General features: G+C 64.9%; 13 protein-coding genes. 7 read left to right on the forward strand and 6 right to left on the reverse strand.

Features of this window, described 5'->3' with window-relative positions:
- Positions 1-191: 191 nt before the first annotated feature.
- From ppk2 to groL, 4 genes are all read right to left on the reverse strand, one after another.
- Positions 192-1091, reverse strand: coding sequence for a polyphosphate kinase 2 (gene ppk2 / locus HMPREF2550_RS08515; RefSeq protein WP_038592494.1), 900 nt, complete (start codon positions 1089-1091; stop codon positions 192-194).
- 121 nt (positions 1092-1212) lie between these two features.
- Positions 1213-1341: a hypothetical protein gene (locus HMPREF2550_RS12540; protein WP_256380815.1), complete on the reverse strand. Its 129-nt coding sequence runs from the start codon at positions 1339-1341 to the stop codon at positions 1213-1215.
- 89 nt (positions 1342-1430) lie between these two features.
- Complete coding sequence (locus HMPREF2550_RS12290) at positions 1431-1577, reverse strand: hypothetical protein (RefSeq protein WP_168167702.1); 147 nt, start codon at positions 1575-1577, stop codon at positions 1431-1433.
- A gap of 391 nt (positions 1578-1968) precedes the next feature.
- Complete coding sequence (groL, locus tag HMPREF2550_RS08520) at positions 1969-3609, reverse strand: chaperonin GroEL (protein ID WP_070790676.1); 1641 nt, start codon at positions 3607-3609, stop codon at positions 1969-1971.
- A gap of 217 nt (positions 3610-3826) precedes the next feature.
- Here groL and HMPREF2550_RS08525 point away from each other — a divergent pair, with 217 nt between their 5' ends.
- The 7 genes from HMPREF2550_RS08525 to HMPREF2550_RS08555 all read left to right on the forward strand — a co-directional run bounded on the left by HMPREF2550_RS08525 (position 3827) and on the right by HMPREF2550_RS08555 (position 11914).
- Positions 3827-5164 (forward strand): dipeptidase, encoded by a 1338-nt coding sequence (locus HMPREF2550_RS08525; protein ID WP_070790677.1) that lies wholly within the window; start codon positions 3827-3829, stop codon positions 5162-5164.
- Positions 5165-5368: 204 nt separating this feature from the next.
- A complete protein-coding gene (locus tag HMPREF2550_RS08530) occupies positions 5369-8383 on the forward strand; it encodes a Na+/H+ antiporter subunit A (RefSeq protein ID WP_070790678.1) in 3015 nt (1004 codons plus the stop codon).
- A complete protein-coding gene (locus HMPREF2550_RS08535; RefSeq protein WP_070790679.1) occupies positions 8384-8875 on the forward strand; it encodes a Na(+)/H(+) antiporter subunit C in 492 nt (163 codons plus the stop codon).
- Positions 8865-10712 carry a Na+/H+ antiporter subunit D gene (locus HMPREF2550_RS08540; protein WP_070790680.1) on the forward strand — a complete coding sequence of 616 codons (1848 nt, stop codon included), beginning with the start codon at positions 8865-8867 and terminating at the stop codon, positions 10710-10712. The genes HMPREF2550_RS08535 and HMPREF2550_RS08540 overlap by 11 nt, the downstream gene beginning before the upstream one ends.
- Positions 10713-11234: a Na+/H+ antiporter subunit E gene (locus tag HMPREF2550_RS08545; protein ID WP_070790681.1), complete on the forward strand. Its 522-nt coding sequence runs from the start codon at positions 10713-10715 to the stop codon at positions 11232-11234.
- Between the two features lie 3 nt (positions 11235-11237).
- Positions 11238-11516, forward strand: coding sequence for a monovalent cation/H+ antiporter complex subunit F (locus HMPREF2550_RS08550; RefSeq protein ID WP_070790682.1), 279 nt, complete (start codon positions 11238-11240; stop codon positions 11514-11516).
- Positions 11513-11914: a monovalent cation/H(+) antiporter subunit G gene (locus HMPREF2550_RS08555; RefSeq protein ID WP_070764186.1), complete on the forward strand. Its 402-nt coding sequence runs from the start codon at positions 11513-11515 to the stop codon at positions 11912-11914. The genes HMPREF2550_RS08550 and HMPREF2550_RS08555 overlap by 4 nt, the downstream gene beginning before the upstream one ends.
- Positions 11915-11918: 4 nt before the next feature.
- Here the strand turns inward: HMPREF2550_RS08555 and HMPREF2550_RS08560 are convergent, their stop codons facing one another.
- Both HMPREF2550_RS08560 and HMPREF2550_RS08565 read right to left on the reverse strand, forming a co-directional pair.
- Entirely contained in the window at positions 11919-13055 is a 1137-nt protein-coding gene (locus tag HMPREF2550_RS08560; RefSeq protein WP_070790683.1) for a glutamate--cysteine ligase, read from the reverse strand.
- A 69-nt stretch (positions 13056-13124) separates the two neighbouring features.
- Positions 13125-14117 (reverse strand): LytR C-terminal domain-containing protein, encoded by a 993-nt coding sequence (locus HMPREF2550_RS08565; protein ID WP_141760572.1) that lies wholly within the window; start codon positions 14115-14117, stop codon positions 13125-13127.
- Positions 14118-14372: the final 255 nt, after the last annotated feature.

Consider the following 14372-nt stretch of genomic DNA (forward strand, 5'->3'; position numbering starts at 1 on the left):
TTCCGGAAATTTCAGCGACTATCGAGTTCCGATCTGCGCTGTTTAGCCCTGCTCGGCCCAATTGTCGAACCCGGGTTGTCGAACAACCTCAATTTTTTGGACGTGTTCGACAAGGCGGGTTCGACATATAGCCCACCCCAACACAAAACCCGGCCCCCATGCGGGAGAGCCGGGCTGTATAGCGCTAAAGCCTAGTCACCGATCTGGTCGCGGCCGCGCTTGACGATCAGCGGGTCCGGCTCGCCAACCACATCGTGATCCTTGTTCGTGTACTCGAACTTGCTCAGGATGTAGCGCATCGCGTTGAGGCGGGCGCGCTTCTTGTCGTTGGACTTAATGGTGATCCACGGGGACTCGTCGGTATCCGTGTAGCGGAACTGCTCCTCCTTGGCGCGGGTGTAGTCCTCCCACTTGTCCAGCGAGGCCAGGTCCATCGGCGACAGCTTCCACTGACGCACCGGGTCCACCTGGCGGATGGCGAAGCGGGTGCGCTGCTCCTTCTGCGTCACGGAGAACCAGAACTTGGTCAGCGAGATCCCGGAGCCCAGGATCATGTTTTCCAGCATCGGCACCTCACGCAGGAACTCGGCGTGCTGCGACTCGGTGCAGAAGCCCATGACGCGCTCAACGCCGGAGCGGTTGTACCAGGAACGGTCGAAGAACACGATCTCGCCGGCGGCCGGGAAGTGCTCGATGTAGCGCTGGAAGTACCACGAGGTGGACTCGCGCGGGCTGGGCTTCTCCAGCGCGACGGTGCGGGCGCCACGCGGGTTGAGGTGCTCGTTAAAACGCTTGATGGTGCCACCCTTACCGGCGGCGTCGCGGCCCTCGAAGATGATGATGTGGCGCTGGCCCGTGTCCTTGGTCCAGTTCTGCCACTTCAGCAGCTCGATCTGCAGCGCGCGCTTTTCCTTCTCGTACTCATCACGGGTCAGGCGCGCGTCGTAGGGGTAGTTCTCACGCCACGTCTGGATCGGGGTGCCGTCCGGCATCAGCAGCACCGGATCGTCTTCATCGGTATCGTCAACGACCCAGCCCTCGACCTCCGCGAGGTCGATCATCGGGAGTTCATCATCTTTGTGGTCAGCCATACTGTCGAGTTTACCGCCCACCCCCGCTTTGTGTTCAGTAACTGCGCAAGCGGGGCTAGCAAAGACCCCCGAAACGCAAAACAACCCCGCACAAAGGCGGGGCTGTAGGTGGCGGCGTCGCTTATGCGACGAGGCTGAGCAGGTCGCCCAGGTTGCCTGCCAGGCTAGCGAGCTGCTTCAGAATGCCGAGCAGTGCGCCAGCGACGTGTGCGTCAGAGGACAGGAACGCCCAGTTTGCAAGTGCTTCCACGATAATCTCCTTGTGTGAGTGACCTTTTGGGGCCAAGTACTGATGTGGTTGGGTTGCGCACCATCACTCAACAGCGCGCGAAAGAACGACTACTTGTTCGGGAGCTCCGTAGCCTTGTCCGGCAGCGAACCGAGGCTGATGAACAGGTCCGGGATACCGCGGAACAGATCAACGATGTTCTTGCCGAACTTGCTGAAGTCCTTCAGCATATCGACGATGGTAGAGAGGTCACCCATTGTTTTCCCCTTACGTGTAGGTGCCAGAATGTCTGGCTCGAGATTGACAGTGTCCTGACACCCTCTGTGGGGCATCACACGAAGTATTTTGCCACAGCTTCCAGGTTCCGCAAGGGGTTCGCGGAAGGATTTTTCCCGCCTGAGAATTCCTTACCTGGGAGCCTCGTTCACACTTTGGCAACCTTCCTCCCAGCCTCCTGCACGACCTGCATTGTTATACAAGTGTTATGGTCCGCCTAAGTTAACGCGTCTTAAACTTCGGGCGAGGGGTGTAACGGGAGGGGGTAGGGCGTCGATAAGCAGTGCCCGCTGCCAACACATCAGGCCCCCACTTCCGGGGGTGAAAAAGCCCCCACGGGACAATCCCGCGGGGGCTCGAAGCCGGACAGGCTTACATCATGCCCATGGCCTCCGGGTCCATTCCAGCGCCTGCGGCACCAGCCGGCTCCGGCTTGTCAGCAACGACGGCCTCGGTGGTCAGGAACAGACCAGCGATGGATGCCGCGTTCTGCAGCGCAGAGCGGGTGACCTTGGCCGGGTCGTTGATGCCCTCGGCGACCATGTCGACGTACTCGCCGGTGGCCGCGTTCAGGCCCTGACCTGCGGGCAGGTTGGCTACCTTGTCGGCAACCACGCCCGGCTCCAGGCCGGCGTTGAGCGCGATCTGCTTCAGCGGTGCGGAGAGCGCCTCGCGGACGATCTTCACGCCGGTGGCCTCGTCGCCGGACAGGCCGAGGTCGCCTTCGAGCTCCTTGGCGGCCTGCAGGAGTGCCACGCCACCGCCGGCGACGATGCCCTCCTCCACAGCAGCCTTGGCGTTGCGCACGGCGTCCTCGATGCGCATCTTCTGCTCCTTGAGCTCCACCTCGGTGGCGGCGCCGACCTTGATCACTGCCACGCCGCCGGCCAGCTTGGCCAGGCGCTCCTGCAGCTTCTCGCGGTCGTAGTCGGAGTCGGAGTGCTCGATCTCAGCGCGGATCTGCTTGACGCGGCCCTCGATCTGAGCCTGGTCGCCAGCACCCTGGACGATGGTGGTCTCGTCCTTGGTAATCACGGCCTTGCGTGCCTGGCCGAGCAGCTCGACGCCAGCGGTCTCGAGCGAGAGGCCGACCTCCTCGGAGATGACCTGGCCGCCAGTGAGGATAGCCAGGTCCTGCAGCATCGCCTTACGACGGTCACCGAAGCCCGGTGCCTTCACAGCCACGGACTTGAAGGTGCCGCGAATCTTGTTCACCACGAGGGTGGACAGAGCCTCGCCCTCGACGTCCTCGGCGATGATCAGCAGCGGCTTGCCGGACTGCATGACCTGCTCCAGCACCGGCACGAGCTCCTTGACGTTGGAGATCTTGGAGGAGACCAGCAGGATGTACGGGTCCTCCAGGACCGCCTCGCCGCGCTCCATGTCGGTGGCGAAGTAGGCGGAGATGAAGCCCTTGTCAAAGCGCATACCCTCGGTGACCTCGAGGTCGACACCGAAAGTGTTGGACTCCTCAACGGTGATGACGGAATCCTTGTTCACGGCACCGTTGCCGACGGCGTACATCGCCTCAGCGATCTTGGCACCGATCTCCGGGTCGGAGGCGGAAATGCCAGCGGTGGATGCGATCTGCTCCTGGGTCTCGACCTCCTTGGCGTTGTCCAGCACGTGCTTGGACACTGCCTCGGTCGCAGCCTGGATACCGCGCTTAATACCCATCGGGTTGGAGCCAGCGGCAACGTTGCGCAGGCCCTCGCGCACGAGCGCCTGTGCGAGCACGGTTGCGGTGGTGGTGCCGTCGCCGGCGACGTCGTCCGTCTTCTTCGCAACTTCCTTGACCAGCTCGGCGCCGATCTTCTCGTACGGGTCCTCGAGCTCGATTTCCTTGGCTATGGTCACGCCATCGTTGGTAATGGTCGGCGCGCCCCAGGACTTCTCCAGGACGACGTTGCGCCCCTTCGGGCCAAGGGTGACCTTGACGGCGTCTGCCAGGGTGTTCAGGCCGGATTCGAGGCTGCGGCGTGCTTCCTCGTCGAATGCAATGGTCTTTGCCATGTGAGTTTGTTGCTCCTTATATATTGTGGAACGAGTACTCAATTCGTCGGTTCAAGCAGGCGCCCGCGACGGCACGGCTGCTGAGTGGTGCAGCCTCACCCGCTTAGCACTTGGCGTCTCCGAGTGCTAGATCCCATTTTTAGCACTCACCCCCAGCGAGTGCAAGCACGCTTTTGCTTATCGACGTCTACGTGCCCCCACTGGTAGCGTCGCCTGTATGACTGACTTCACACCGGACCGCTCCCGCATCTTCTCCGACCTGGCCGCACTGGTCTCGTTCAACTCGCCCCACTCCACCCCGGAGCTGGCCGATGAGCACGAGGCCGCGTGCGCCTGGACCGTCGCCGCCCTCGAGAAAGCAGGCCTGAAAGTCACGCGCTACCCCACCGTGGACGACGCGGACACCGTTGTTGGCGTCAAGGAGCCGGAGGGCGACGCGCCGACCGTGCTGCTTTACTCCCACTACGACGTGGTGCCCGCGGGCGACCCGGCCGCGTGGACGAGCGACCCGTTCGAGCTGACCGAGCGCGACGGGCGCTGGTACGGTCGCGGTGCCGCCGACTGCAAGGGCAACCTGGCCATGCACCTCGAGGCGCTGCGCCTGCTCGAGCACAACGGCGGCACGGATCTGGGCCTGAAGGTCGTTGTCGAGGGTTCCGAGGAGCTCGGCGGCGAGGACGGGCTGGTCAAGCTCATCGAGTCCGACCCCGAGCTCTTCCGCGCCGACGTCATCCTCATCGCGGACTCCGGCAACGCCGCCGTCGGCGAGCCGACGCTCACCACCTCCCTGCGCGGCGGCGCCCAGATCAAGGTCTCCGTGGAGACTCTCGAGGGCGCAATCCACTCCGGCAGCTTCGGCGGCGCAGCGCCAGACGCGGCGCACGCCCTAGTGCGCATCGCCGACTCGCTTTTCGACGAGCACGGGCGCACCACCATCGACGGCGTCGACACCACCGCGAAGTGGTCCGGCGACGCGTACGAGCGCGACACGTTCCGCACCGACGCGGGCGTCCTCGACGGCGTGCAGCTGCTCGGCACCGTCGAGGACGAGCCGGCAGACATGTGCTGGGCACGCCCCTCCGTGACCATGATCGGTTTCACCTCAACCCCGGTCGCCGAGGCGGTCAACGCGGTCAACCCGCGCGCCGAGGCCCAGTTCAACCTGCGCGTGCCCGCCGAGCAGAGCGCCGCCGAGGTGGCGCAGAAGATGGTAGACCACATCCACGCACACACCCCCTGGGGCGCGAAAGTGGACGTGGAAGTCAGTGGTGTGAATGAGCCTTTTGCTACTGATCCGGAGCGTCCGGGCGTCGCAAAGCTTGGCGAGTGCCTGCGCGAAGCCTACGGTGCTGATTCTTTGACGGTGGTGGGTTCCGGCGGCTCGATCCCGCTGACCATTACGCTGCAGGAACAGTTCCCGGAGGCCGAGATCGCACTCTTCGGCGTGGAGGAGCCCGCCTGCGGCATCCACGGCGTGGACGAGTCGGTCGACCCCACGGAAATCGAGCGCATCGCGGTCGCCGAGGCCCGCTTCCTGCAGACCTACGGAAAATAGCAGCTAGTGGCGAACCTGTTACCTAATCGGTACAGTTGTGATCATTGGCCGCGCCTATACATTTGACGCGCCCCTTCGCGAGCGAGCAGTGCCGCGCGCATTGCTCCAGGTGTAGTAGTTCAACGATCTTCTTACGCTGCTTTGCCGCAACGTTGGGCACGGCTTGAGAACTCGATCCGAACTGCCCAAGGAGGGGTCCGCCCTGTGCTCACACTGCTTGCCGCACTGATCATCGCCACGATCTGTGCCCCGCTGTTGATCCGCACCCTCGGGCGACCGGCGTTCGCGCTGCTGGCCACGGTGCCACTGGGCGGGTTCATCTGGGTGGTCAGCCTGTTCCAGCGCGGCGTGTTTGCAAACCAGGGCGAGATTGTCGCCAGGTATCCCTGGATGCCCTCGGCGAACATGAACCTGGACTTCCGTCTCGATGCGCTCGCCGGACTTTTTAGCCTGATCATCCTAGGTGTGGGCGCGCTCGTCCTTTTGTACTGCTGGGGGTACTTCGACTCCAACCCGCGCAGGCTGGCTAAGTTCGGCGGCGAGCTGACCATGTTCGCCACCGTGATGTACGGACTGGTCATCTCGGACAGCTTCCTGTTGATGTACGTGTTCTGGGAGCTGACCTCCATCCTGTCTTACCTGCTCGTGTCGTATTACGGCGAGCGGGCGTCGTCACGCAGAGCGGCGATCCAGGCGCTGATGATCACCACCTTCGGCGGCCTGGCCATGCTGGTGGGCATCAACCTGCTCGGCTTCAACACGGGCATCTGGCGGCTCAGCCAGATCTCCCAATTCGCGGACCTGGAGAATACTCCGGCGATCTCGACGGCGATCGTGCTCATCATGCTCGGCGCGCTGACCAAGTCGGCCCAGGCCCCCTGGCACTTCTGGCTACCCGGCGCGATGGCTGCGCCGACGCCGGTGTCGGCGTACCTGCACTCCGCGGCGATGGTCAAGGCCGGCATCTACCTGGTGGCCCGCCTGGCCCCGGACATGGCGGCGGTGAACACCTGGCACCTCGTGGTGATTACCACGGGCCTGTTCACCATGCTGCTAGGCGGCTGGATGGCGCTGAAGCAGCGCGACCTCAAGCTGATCCTGGCGTACGGAACCGTCTCCCAGCTGGGCTTCATCACCGCCGTGATCGGTGTGGGCTCGCGCGAGGCGACGATGGCAGGTCTTGCCATTACCTTTGCGCACTCCATGTTCAAGGCAACGCTGTTTATGATCGTGGGCGCGATCGACCACACCACCGGCACCCGCGACATCGGCGAGCTGTCCGGCTTGGCGCGCCGCGAGCCTTTCGTCGCGGCGCTGGCGGTGGTCTCGGCGGCGTCGATGGCGGGCATTCCGCCGCTGTTCGGCTTCATTGCCAAGGAAGCAGCACTCGAGGCGATCCTGCACGAGGAGCTGCTGCACGGCATGCCGGGGCACCTGACCCTGGTGGCGCTGGTGGTCGGCTCGATTCTGACCATGGCGTACTCCCTGTACTTTTTGTGGGGCGCGTTTGCCACAAAGGAGGCGCACAAGGAGGAGGGTGTCTCGCCCGCGGTGGCCAAGATGCACCACATCGGCCCGCACCTGTCGCTCTCCCCGGCGCTGCTCACACTCGCCACCGTCACCTTCGGGCTGCTGCCCGGCTGGCTGTCGGACGCCATCAACAGCTACCTGGATGTGCGCTTCCCCACCGTGGAAGGCCACGATCTGAAGCTCTGGCACGGTATCAACACCCCGCTGGTGCTCACGATCGTGATCGTCACGGCCGGTTCGATCCTGTTCTGGCAGCGCGACCTGATCAAGCGCGCCGCGTTTCCCAAGCCCGCGCTTGGCAACGCCGACGAGCTCTGGGACGCCATCCTGCGCGTGCTGCGCAACGCCTCGCTCAAGCTCACGGCGTCGACGCAGCGCGGCTCGCTGTCGATCAATTTGGCGGTCATCTTCGCCACGCTCATGGTCGTCCCGCTCGGCGCGCTGATCCTGGGCGAGAGCAACGACATCCGCATGATCCTGTGGGATTCGCCGTGGCAGGGCATGGTGGTCTGCCTCATGTGCGCCATGGCGGTCTTCGCCACCATGCAGCGCAACCGCCTCTCCAGTGTGGTGATGGTGGGACTGACCGGCTACTCCATGGCGTTCATCTTCGCCCTGCACGGCGCGCCCGACCTCGCGCTGACGCAGGCGCTGGTGGAGACCATCGTGATGGTGGTGTTCATGCTGGTGCTGCGCAAGATGCCCACGGAGGTGGAGCCGCGCACGGACGACAACCGGCTGCGCGCCTGGCTGTCCATCGCCACCGGCGTGTCCGTAGTCATCGTGGCGATGACGGCGATCTCCGCGCGCCAGGCCACGCCGATCTCCACCCACATGCCGGATTTGGCCTACGACATCGGACACGGCCGCAACACCGTCAACGTGCTGCTGGTGGACCTGCGCGCCGCCGATACCTTCGGCGAGATCCTCGTGCTGGTCATCGCGGCCACCGGCGTGGCCAGCCTCATCTTCGGCACCGGCAAGTTCGGCCGCTCCTCGCGCCGCCCGACGCTGTCGACGAACAAGCCGCGCTGGCTCGCCTCGGGCGTGGATTCCGAGCGCGCGCAGAACCGCTCCATCATGGTGGACGTGGTCACGCGCATCTTCTTCCCGTCCATGATGCTGCTGTCTTTCTACTTCTTCTTCTCCGGCCACAACGCGCCCGGCGGCGGTTTTGCCGGCGGCCTGGTCGCCGCACTCGCGTTCACGCTGCGCTACCTGGCAGGCGGCCGCGCAGAAATCGAGGAGGCGCTGCCCATCGACCCCGCGAAGCTTTTGGGCACCGGCATCCTGCTGTCCGCCATCTGCGTCGTCGTGCCGATGTTCTACGGCAACCCGCCGCTGATGTCCGACTACGCCACGGCGTCGCTGCCGCTGATCGGCGATTTCGATGTGCCCTCGGCCCTGCTTTTCGACGCCGGCGTGTACACCATCGTCCTCGGCCTCACCATGCACATCCTCGGCTCCATGGGCGCCTACCTCGACCGCGAGGAAGACACCCGCAAGCAGCGCGCCCGCGACCGCGCCCGCCAGCTGCAGGCGAAAAACAAGCTGCGCCGCCGCCTGCAAGCCCGCCGTCGGGCGGCCCGCGCCTCCGACCGCGCTGCGGTTGGGTCGACGGGATCGAGTGCGGTGGGGGTCGACGCGGCGTCGAGAAGCAATGAGCCCAATACAGAAAGGAGCGAGTAGATGGAAGCGAACCTCTTTCTCTTGATCGGCTCCGGCGTGCTCATCGCGTCCGGCGTCTACCTCATGCTCGACCGGGCGATGACCCGCATGATCATGGGCGTGCTGCTCATCGGCAACGGCGCGAACCTGCTGCTTCTGCAGTCCGGCGGGCAGGCGGGCTCCCCGCCGATCATCGGGCGCGAGTCCAAGCTCTTTGAAAACAGCGCCGATCCACTCGCGCAGGCGATGATTCTCACCGCAATCGTGATTTCCATGGCCATGAGCGCGTTCATGCTCGCGCTCGCGTACCGGCAGTACCGCTACCGCACCGACGACATCATCGAGCGCGACGAGGAGGACCGCGCCATCGCCGCGCGGCCTTCCCTGCCCGCGGCCGCACCTGACCACGACCGCTCGGACGACCCGGAAACCGGCAAGCCCAGCGAGACCGGCGACTCTTTCGGCCCCCGCTCGTTTGAGACCCCGGTGAAGGAGGCGGATGATGAGAGCTAGCCTGATCAACTTCGCCGACGCGGCGCTCACCTCCATGCCGTACCTGATCGTCATGCCGCTGGTGCTGCCCGCCATCGCCGCGGCACTTATCCTGGTCACCGGCCGCCACGTGCAGGTGCAACGCGCGATCGCATTGATCACCCTGTTCGCGCTGGCGGTGATCGCGGCCGCGATGATCATCGTCGCCGACGTCCACGGCATCCAGACCGTACAGATGGGCGGCTGGGACGCTCCGATCGGCATCACGCTGGTGGCCGACCGTTTGTCCACCATCATGCTGTTCGTCTCGGCCATCGTGCTGTTCGCGGTGATGTGGTACGGCATTTCGCAGGGGCTTCGCGACGGCGACGATGACGACCCCGTCGCCGTCTTCCTCCCCGTCTACATGCTGCTCTGCCTCGGCGTGAACCTGTCGTTCCTCGCCGGCGACCTGTTCAACCTCTACGTCGGCTTCGAGGTCTTCCTCGTCGCCTCCTACGTCCTGCTCACGCTCGGTGCCTCGCCCGGGCGCGTGCGCAGCGGCATTAGCTACGTGATGGTCTCCATGGCCTCCTCCATGGTCTTCCTCTTCGCGCTCGCCCTGGTCTACGCCTCGGTGGGCACCGTGAACATGGCGCACGCCGGGCTACGCATGGAGGGCATCCCAGAGGGCACCCGCGCCGCCATCTTCGCCACGCTGTTGGTGGCCTTCGGTATCAAGGCGGCCGTCTTCCCGTTGGATGCCTGGCTGCCCGACTCCTACCCCACCGCGGCCTCCCTGGTCACCGCCGTATTCGCGGGCCTGCTGACCAAGGTGGGCGTCTACGCGATCATCCGCATGCGCTCCACCGTCTTTACCGACGGTGCCCTAGACACCCTGCTCATGTGGGTCGCGCTACTGACCATGATCGTCGGCGTGATGGGCGCGCTCGCCCAAAACGACATCAAGCGCCTGCTGTCCTTTACCCTGGTCTCGCACATCGGCTACATGATCTTCGGCATTGCGCTCGGCTCCATGGCGGGCCTGTCCGGTGCCATCTTCTACGCCGTCCACCACATTCTGGTGCAGACCTCGCTCTTCCTTGTGGTCGGGCTCATCGAGCGCCAGGCCGGTTCCGCACAGCTGCGTCGACTCGGCTCCCTGCTGTACACCGCCCCGGTCATCGCGCTGCTCTACTTCATCCCCGCGCTCAACCTGGGCGGCATCCCGCCGTTCTCCGGCTTCCTGGGCAAGGTCATGCTCATCCAGGCTGGCGCCGCCGACGGCTCCTGGCTGGCCTGGGTGCTCATCGCGGGCGCGGTGATCACTTCGCTGCTGACCCTGTACGCCATGATCCTCGTCTGGTCCAAGGGCTTCCTTCGCGACCGCGCCGACGCCCCCGAGGGCGACGTAGCCATGGCCCGGCCCGCGACCCTGGCAGAGCGCGACGCGACCACCCAGTTCGCCGACCGCGACGACGTCGGCCGCGTACCCACCGGCATGTTTTTGTCCACCGCGCTGCTGGTCACCACCTCCGTTGCCATTACCTTCCTGGCTGGCCCGATCTCCAACATCACCGACCGCGCCGCCGAGTCCGCACAGGACAGCTCGATCTACCGCAGCGCCGTGCTGGACACCATGCCCGGCGCAGGCGTGGATGGGGAGGTCGCCGAGCCGGAGAACCCGACACGACGGCCAGAGCGCTTCGTCACCCCGCAGGACGAGTACGGCAGCTCGGATACGCTGTACAAGCACCGCAGCCAGCGGGAGGGCACCACCAGCGAGCCCACCCAAGGCGTGAGCACTGAGACGGTGCCGACGCCGGTACGCGCCAGCGAGGCGTCGGCAAGCACGAGCCCCTCCGGAGGTGAGGACTAAATGCAGCAACTCTTCACCGGCATTAAGCACCGCTTCCGCCCCTGGTTCGTGGTGTGGCTGACGTTGATGTGGATCCTGCTCATGGGCGAGCTGAGCTGGGGCAACTTCGCCGCAGGTCTCGGGCTCGCGCTCGCGATCGTGCTTTTCTTGCCGCTGCCGCGCATCCCCAACCACGGCTACCACATCCACTGGGGTCGTCTCGTGATCTTTGTCTTCTCGTGGCTGCGCGACCTCGCCGTGGCATCGACGAAGGTCGCCTGGCTAGCGCTGCGACCCACCGAGCCGCCGCGCAACGCGATCCTCAACGTGCCCATGCGACTCAGCAGCGAGCTCGTCCTCTACTTCGCCACCTGCGCTTATAACCTGCAGCCGGGCGGCTCCGTCACCGACATCAACCTGGCCGACCGCGAGTGGACTATCCACGTCCTCGACGCCGGCAGCGAGCAAGCCATCGAGCGCGAAATCGCCAACGTGGCCAAGCTCGAGCGCCAGATGATCGAGATCTTTGAAAGCAGGAGGTAACCCATGGATCCCACCCTGTACAACGTGTTCCTCGGCATCGCCGCAGTGCTGCTTGCCGTCGGCTTCGCCCTGCTGGCCTGGCGCGTCATCGTCGGGCCCGATTCCATGGACCGCGTATTGGGCAACGACGCGATTACCGCCTCGCTCCAGTGCGCCCTGGCGCTCTACATCTGCTGGACGCTGGACACCACCGTGGTCAACGTGATGATGGTGATCGCCCTACTCGGCTTCATCGCCTCCATTTCCGTCGCCCGCTTCCGCAAGAGGGATGGTTCACTGTGAATTGGCACCTGCTTTTCGACGCCCTCTCGCTCCTGTTCATCCTCCCCGGCGCCTTCATGGTGTTCTCGGCCGCAGTGGGCACCGTCCGCTTCGGCTCCACCATGGCGCGCGTCCACGCCATTACGAAGCCGCAGACCACCGGCCTTTTGCTGATGTTCGTGGGCACCTTCATCCGGCTGGTCAGCTCCCCTGACTTCTCCGTGCACCACCGCGGCGACCTGGGCATGCTCGTCCTGCTAGTCCTGTTCGCGCTGATGACCAACCCGGTCACCGCGCAGCGCCTCGGCCGCGTCGCGCGCCGCGAGGGCCTCTACGGCGGGCCAGACCAGCTCAGCCGCAACGACCGCCCCGCCGACTACCACCCCAAGCGCGTGGACCCGGAGGGGCCGAAGGACTAGGTGTTTAGCGCGGTGGCTGGAGCGTGAACATTTCCTCGCAGGTAGCGTCCACCACCCGCTTCCAGTCGCCGGTGGCCTGGTAGATCTTGCGCTGGCGCTGGTAGCCCGCGCCGCGCTCCATGATCTCGCGGACGATCTCCATCTCCTCCACGCAGTCCAGCTCCTCGGCGATGGGGCGTAGCTCATCCAGCATGTCGTTGAGCTCGTCGGTCACCCAGCGCTCGTCCGTCTCCCGGCTGGTGATCACGAGCGCGTCGAGCCCGTAGCGCGCGCCGCGCCACTTGTTCTCCGCCACGTGCCAGGGCTGCAGGGTGGGGAGCTCCTCCCCGGCGTCGATCATGCGATCGTAGTAGACCACCAGGCAGTGCGTGAGCGCGACGATGCCGGCGAGTTCGCGCAGGTTCGACGTGGCGTCGCTAATGCGCACCTCGATGGTGCCCCACTTGGCGGCCGGGCGGACGTCGAAATGCATGCTGCCGGTGTGGCTGATCACGCCGGAGGTCTGTTGCTCGCGCATGAACTGCACCCACTCGTCCCAGTCGCGGAACTGGTACGGCATGCCCGCGGTGGGAAGCTGCTGGTAGAGCATGGTGCGGTTCGACGCGTAGCCGGTGTCGATGCCGTCCCAGCCAGGGCTGGATGCGGAGATGACCAACAGGTGCGGGTACTTCGTCATGATCGCGTTGATGATCGGCCAAACGCGGTCCTCGTGGCTAATACCCACGTGGCAGTGGATGCCCCACAGCAGCATCTGCTGGCCCCAGTACTGCGTACGGTTGATGATCTCCTTGTACGTGAGCTTCGGGCTTAAAGGCTGCTCGCGGAAATCGGAGAACGGGTGGCCGCCGCCCGCCCACAGCTTCAGGCCCTGCGACTCGGCCGCGCTGCGGATCTTGTCCAGGTCCGTGCGCAGGGCGTCGACGGCCTCGCGAGCGTTTGTACAGATGGGCGTGACCAGCTCGATCGTGTTTTGCAGGAACTCGCGCTCCAGGTGGGTGCCGGGGTGTTCCCGCTCCACCTGCTCAATGACGCGTTCGGCGTGCGGCACCAGGTCGCGCGTGTTCGGGTCGACCACGCCGACCTCCCACTCCACGCCGAGCGTCGGCGCCGTGGATCGTGCAAAATCGCGATAAGGATCCATGCGTGCAAGTCTAGGTTGCTGGGCACAAAACGCGGGAATTTGGTTTCAGGTTTGGGTTGCTGGCTTTGCTTAGCCGGCGAGGACGACCGTGATTGCGTGGCGGTTCTGCAGCGCCTCCGACGGCAGCTGGGTGTCATCACCAGGCAGGTCGTTCGTCGCACGTGGGGTGCCGCCGACGCGCTGCGCGATATCCGCCGCAACCTGCTCCGCGCCCGCGACCTGCGGGTTGTAGAAGACGAAGGTCTCCGGGAACACGCCGAAGGTCTGCTCCGGCATATTCATCGCGGCAGCGTCCTGCGACTTGTTCGCCACGCTGTACTGGCCGTCAAGCTTGCCCGCGGTCTGGTTCGCCAAATCCGGAACGCCCGAGTTGTTAAAGACGTAGACCTGCGCGTTCTGCGCCGTCAGATCCGGTGCAGCCGGGTTCGGCTGCGTTGGATTGTCGGGGTTGTTGGCGTCTGGGTTGTCGGCGTTGTTCTCGCGGTCGGCGTCGGGGTTGGCTGCGTCGCCGTTGTTTTCGCGGTCTGCGGGGTTGTTTGCGTCGGGGTTGTTGGCCGCGTTGTTGTCTGCGCCGTTGCCGTTCGGGTCGTTGGCGTTCGCGTCATTGTTTGCGCCAGGTGCATTGGCGTCATTGTTTGTGCCGTTGTCTGCAGGCTGCGACGCCTGAGTTTCCTGCGCCGCGTTCTCGGAAGAGTCTTTGCCCTGGCCCAGCGCGAAGATACCCCACAGCAGCAGGAGAAGGCCCACTGCCAGGAGAATCATTGCGAGTCCACGCTTCGGCAGCCGCGCTGCCGCGGGTGCTGCTGCCGCTGCGCCAGCACCAGCCGCTACGGCAGTCGAACCAGCCCGCGCCTCATCGGCGGAAACGTAACCGGCACCCGCCTCTTCGACCGGCTCAGCCTCGACGTACTCGGGCTCGTCGGCGTAATCCTCGTAGCCTTCGTAGTCCTCGTACGCCTCATCCGGCTCGTCGGCGCGGCGGTGGGCGCCGCGGTACTCGTCGCTCTCGCGCGGAAACTCGTCTCGTCCGCGATGTCCATCACCAGGGTTCACAGTATTCACATCCGCCACTCTAGACCCTCAAGCATCACTTGAGGGAATAATCGGCCCTGACACGCCGGGGTGTTGGCGTCGATCTTGGCCATTCGGAACCACAGGACACATTCCACGCCCCAGGGACGGTTGGCAGCGAAGCACTTCCGACGAGCAGCCGCAAATGGAGCTAGCTCCGTTTAGAGAATCCGTCGACACGCGACCTGGGGTTTTACAACCGGCGCAAGCCCAAATGGAGCTAGCTCCATTTAGAAGGACCGCCGA

This window comes from Corynebacterium sp. HMSC074A01 (assembly GCF_001831515.1).
Taxonomy (GTDB): Bacteria; Actinomycetota; Actinomycetes; order Mycobacteriales; family Mycobacteriaceae; genus Corynebacterium.

Excerpts from the sequence above, each read along its gene's own strand:
- ppk2 (WP_038592494.1), bottom strand. The coding sequence starts at position 1,091 with ATGGCTGACCACAAAGATGATGAACTCCCGATGATCGACCTCGCGGAG.
- HMPREF2550_RS12290 (WP_168167702.1), bottom strand. The coding sequence starts at position 1,577 with ATGGGTGACCTCTCTACCATCGTCGATATGCTGAAGGACTTCAGCAAG.
- groL (WP_070790676.1), bottom strand. The coding sequence starts at position 3,609 with ATGGCAAAGACCATTGCATTCGACGAGGAAGCACGCCGCAGCCTCGAA.
- HMPREF2550_RS08525 (WP_070790677.1), top strand. The coding sequence starts at position 3,827 with ATGACTGACTTCACACCGGACCGCTCCCGCATCTTCTCCGACCTGGCC.
- HMPREF2550_RS08535 (WP_070790679.1), top strand. The coding sequence starts at position 8,384 with ATGGAAGCGAACCTCTTTCTCTTGATCGGCTCCGGCGTGCTCATCGCG.
- HMPREF2550_RS08540 (WP_070790680.1), top strand. The coding sequence starts at position 8,865 with ATGAGAGCTAGCCTGATCAACTTCGCCGACGCGGCGCTCACCTCCATG.
- HMPREF2550_RS08545 (WP_070790681.1), top strand. The coding sequence starts at position 10,713 with ATGCAGCAACTCTTCACCGGCATTAAGCACCGCTTCCGCCCCTGGTTC.
- HMPREF2550_RS08550 (WP_070790682.1), top strand. The coding sequence starts at position 11,238 with ATGGATCCCACCCTGTACAACGTGTTCCTCGGCATCGCCGCAGTGCTG.
- HMPREF2550_RS08560 (WP_070790683.1), bottom strand. The coding sequence starts at position 13,055 with ATGGATCCTTATCGCGATTTTGCACGATCCACGGCGCCGACGCTCGGC.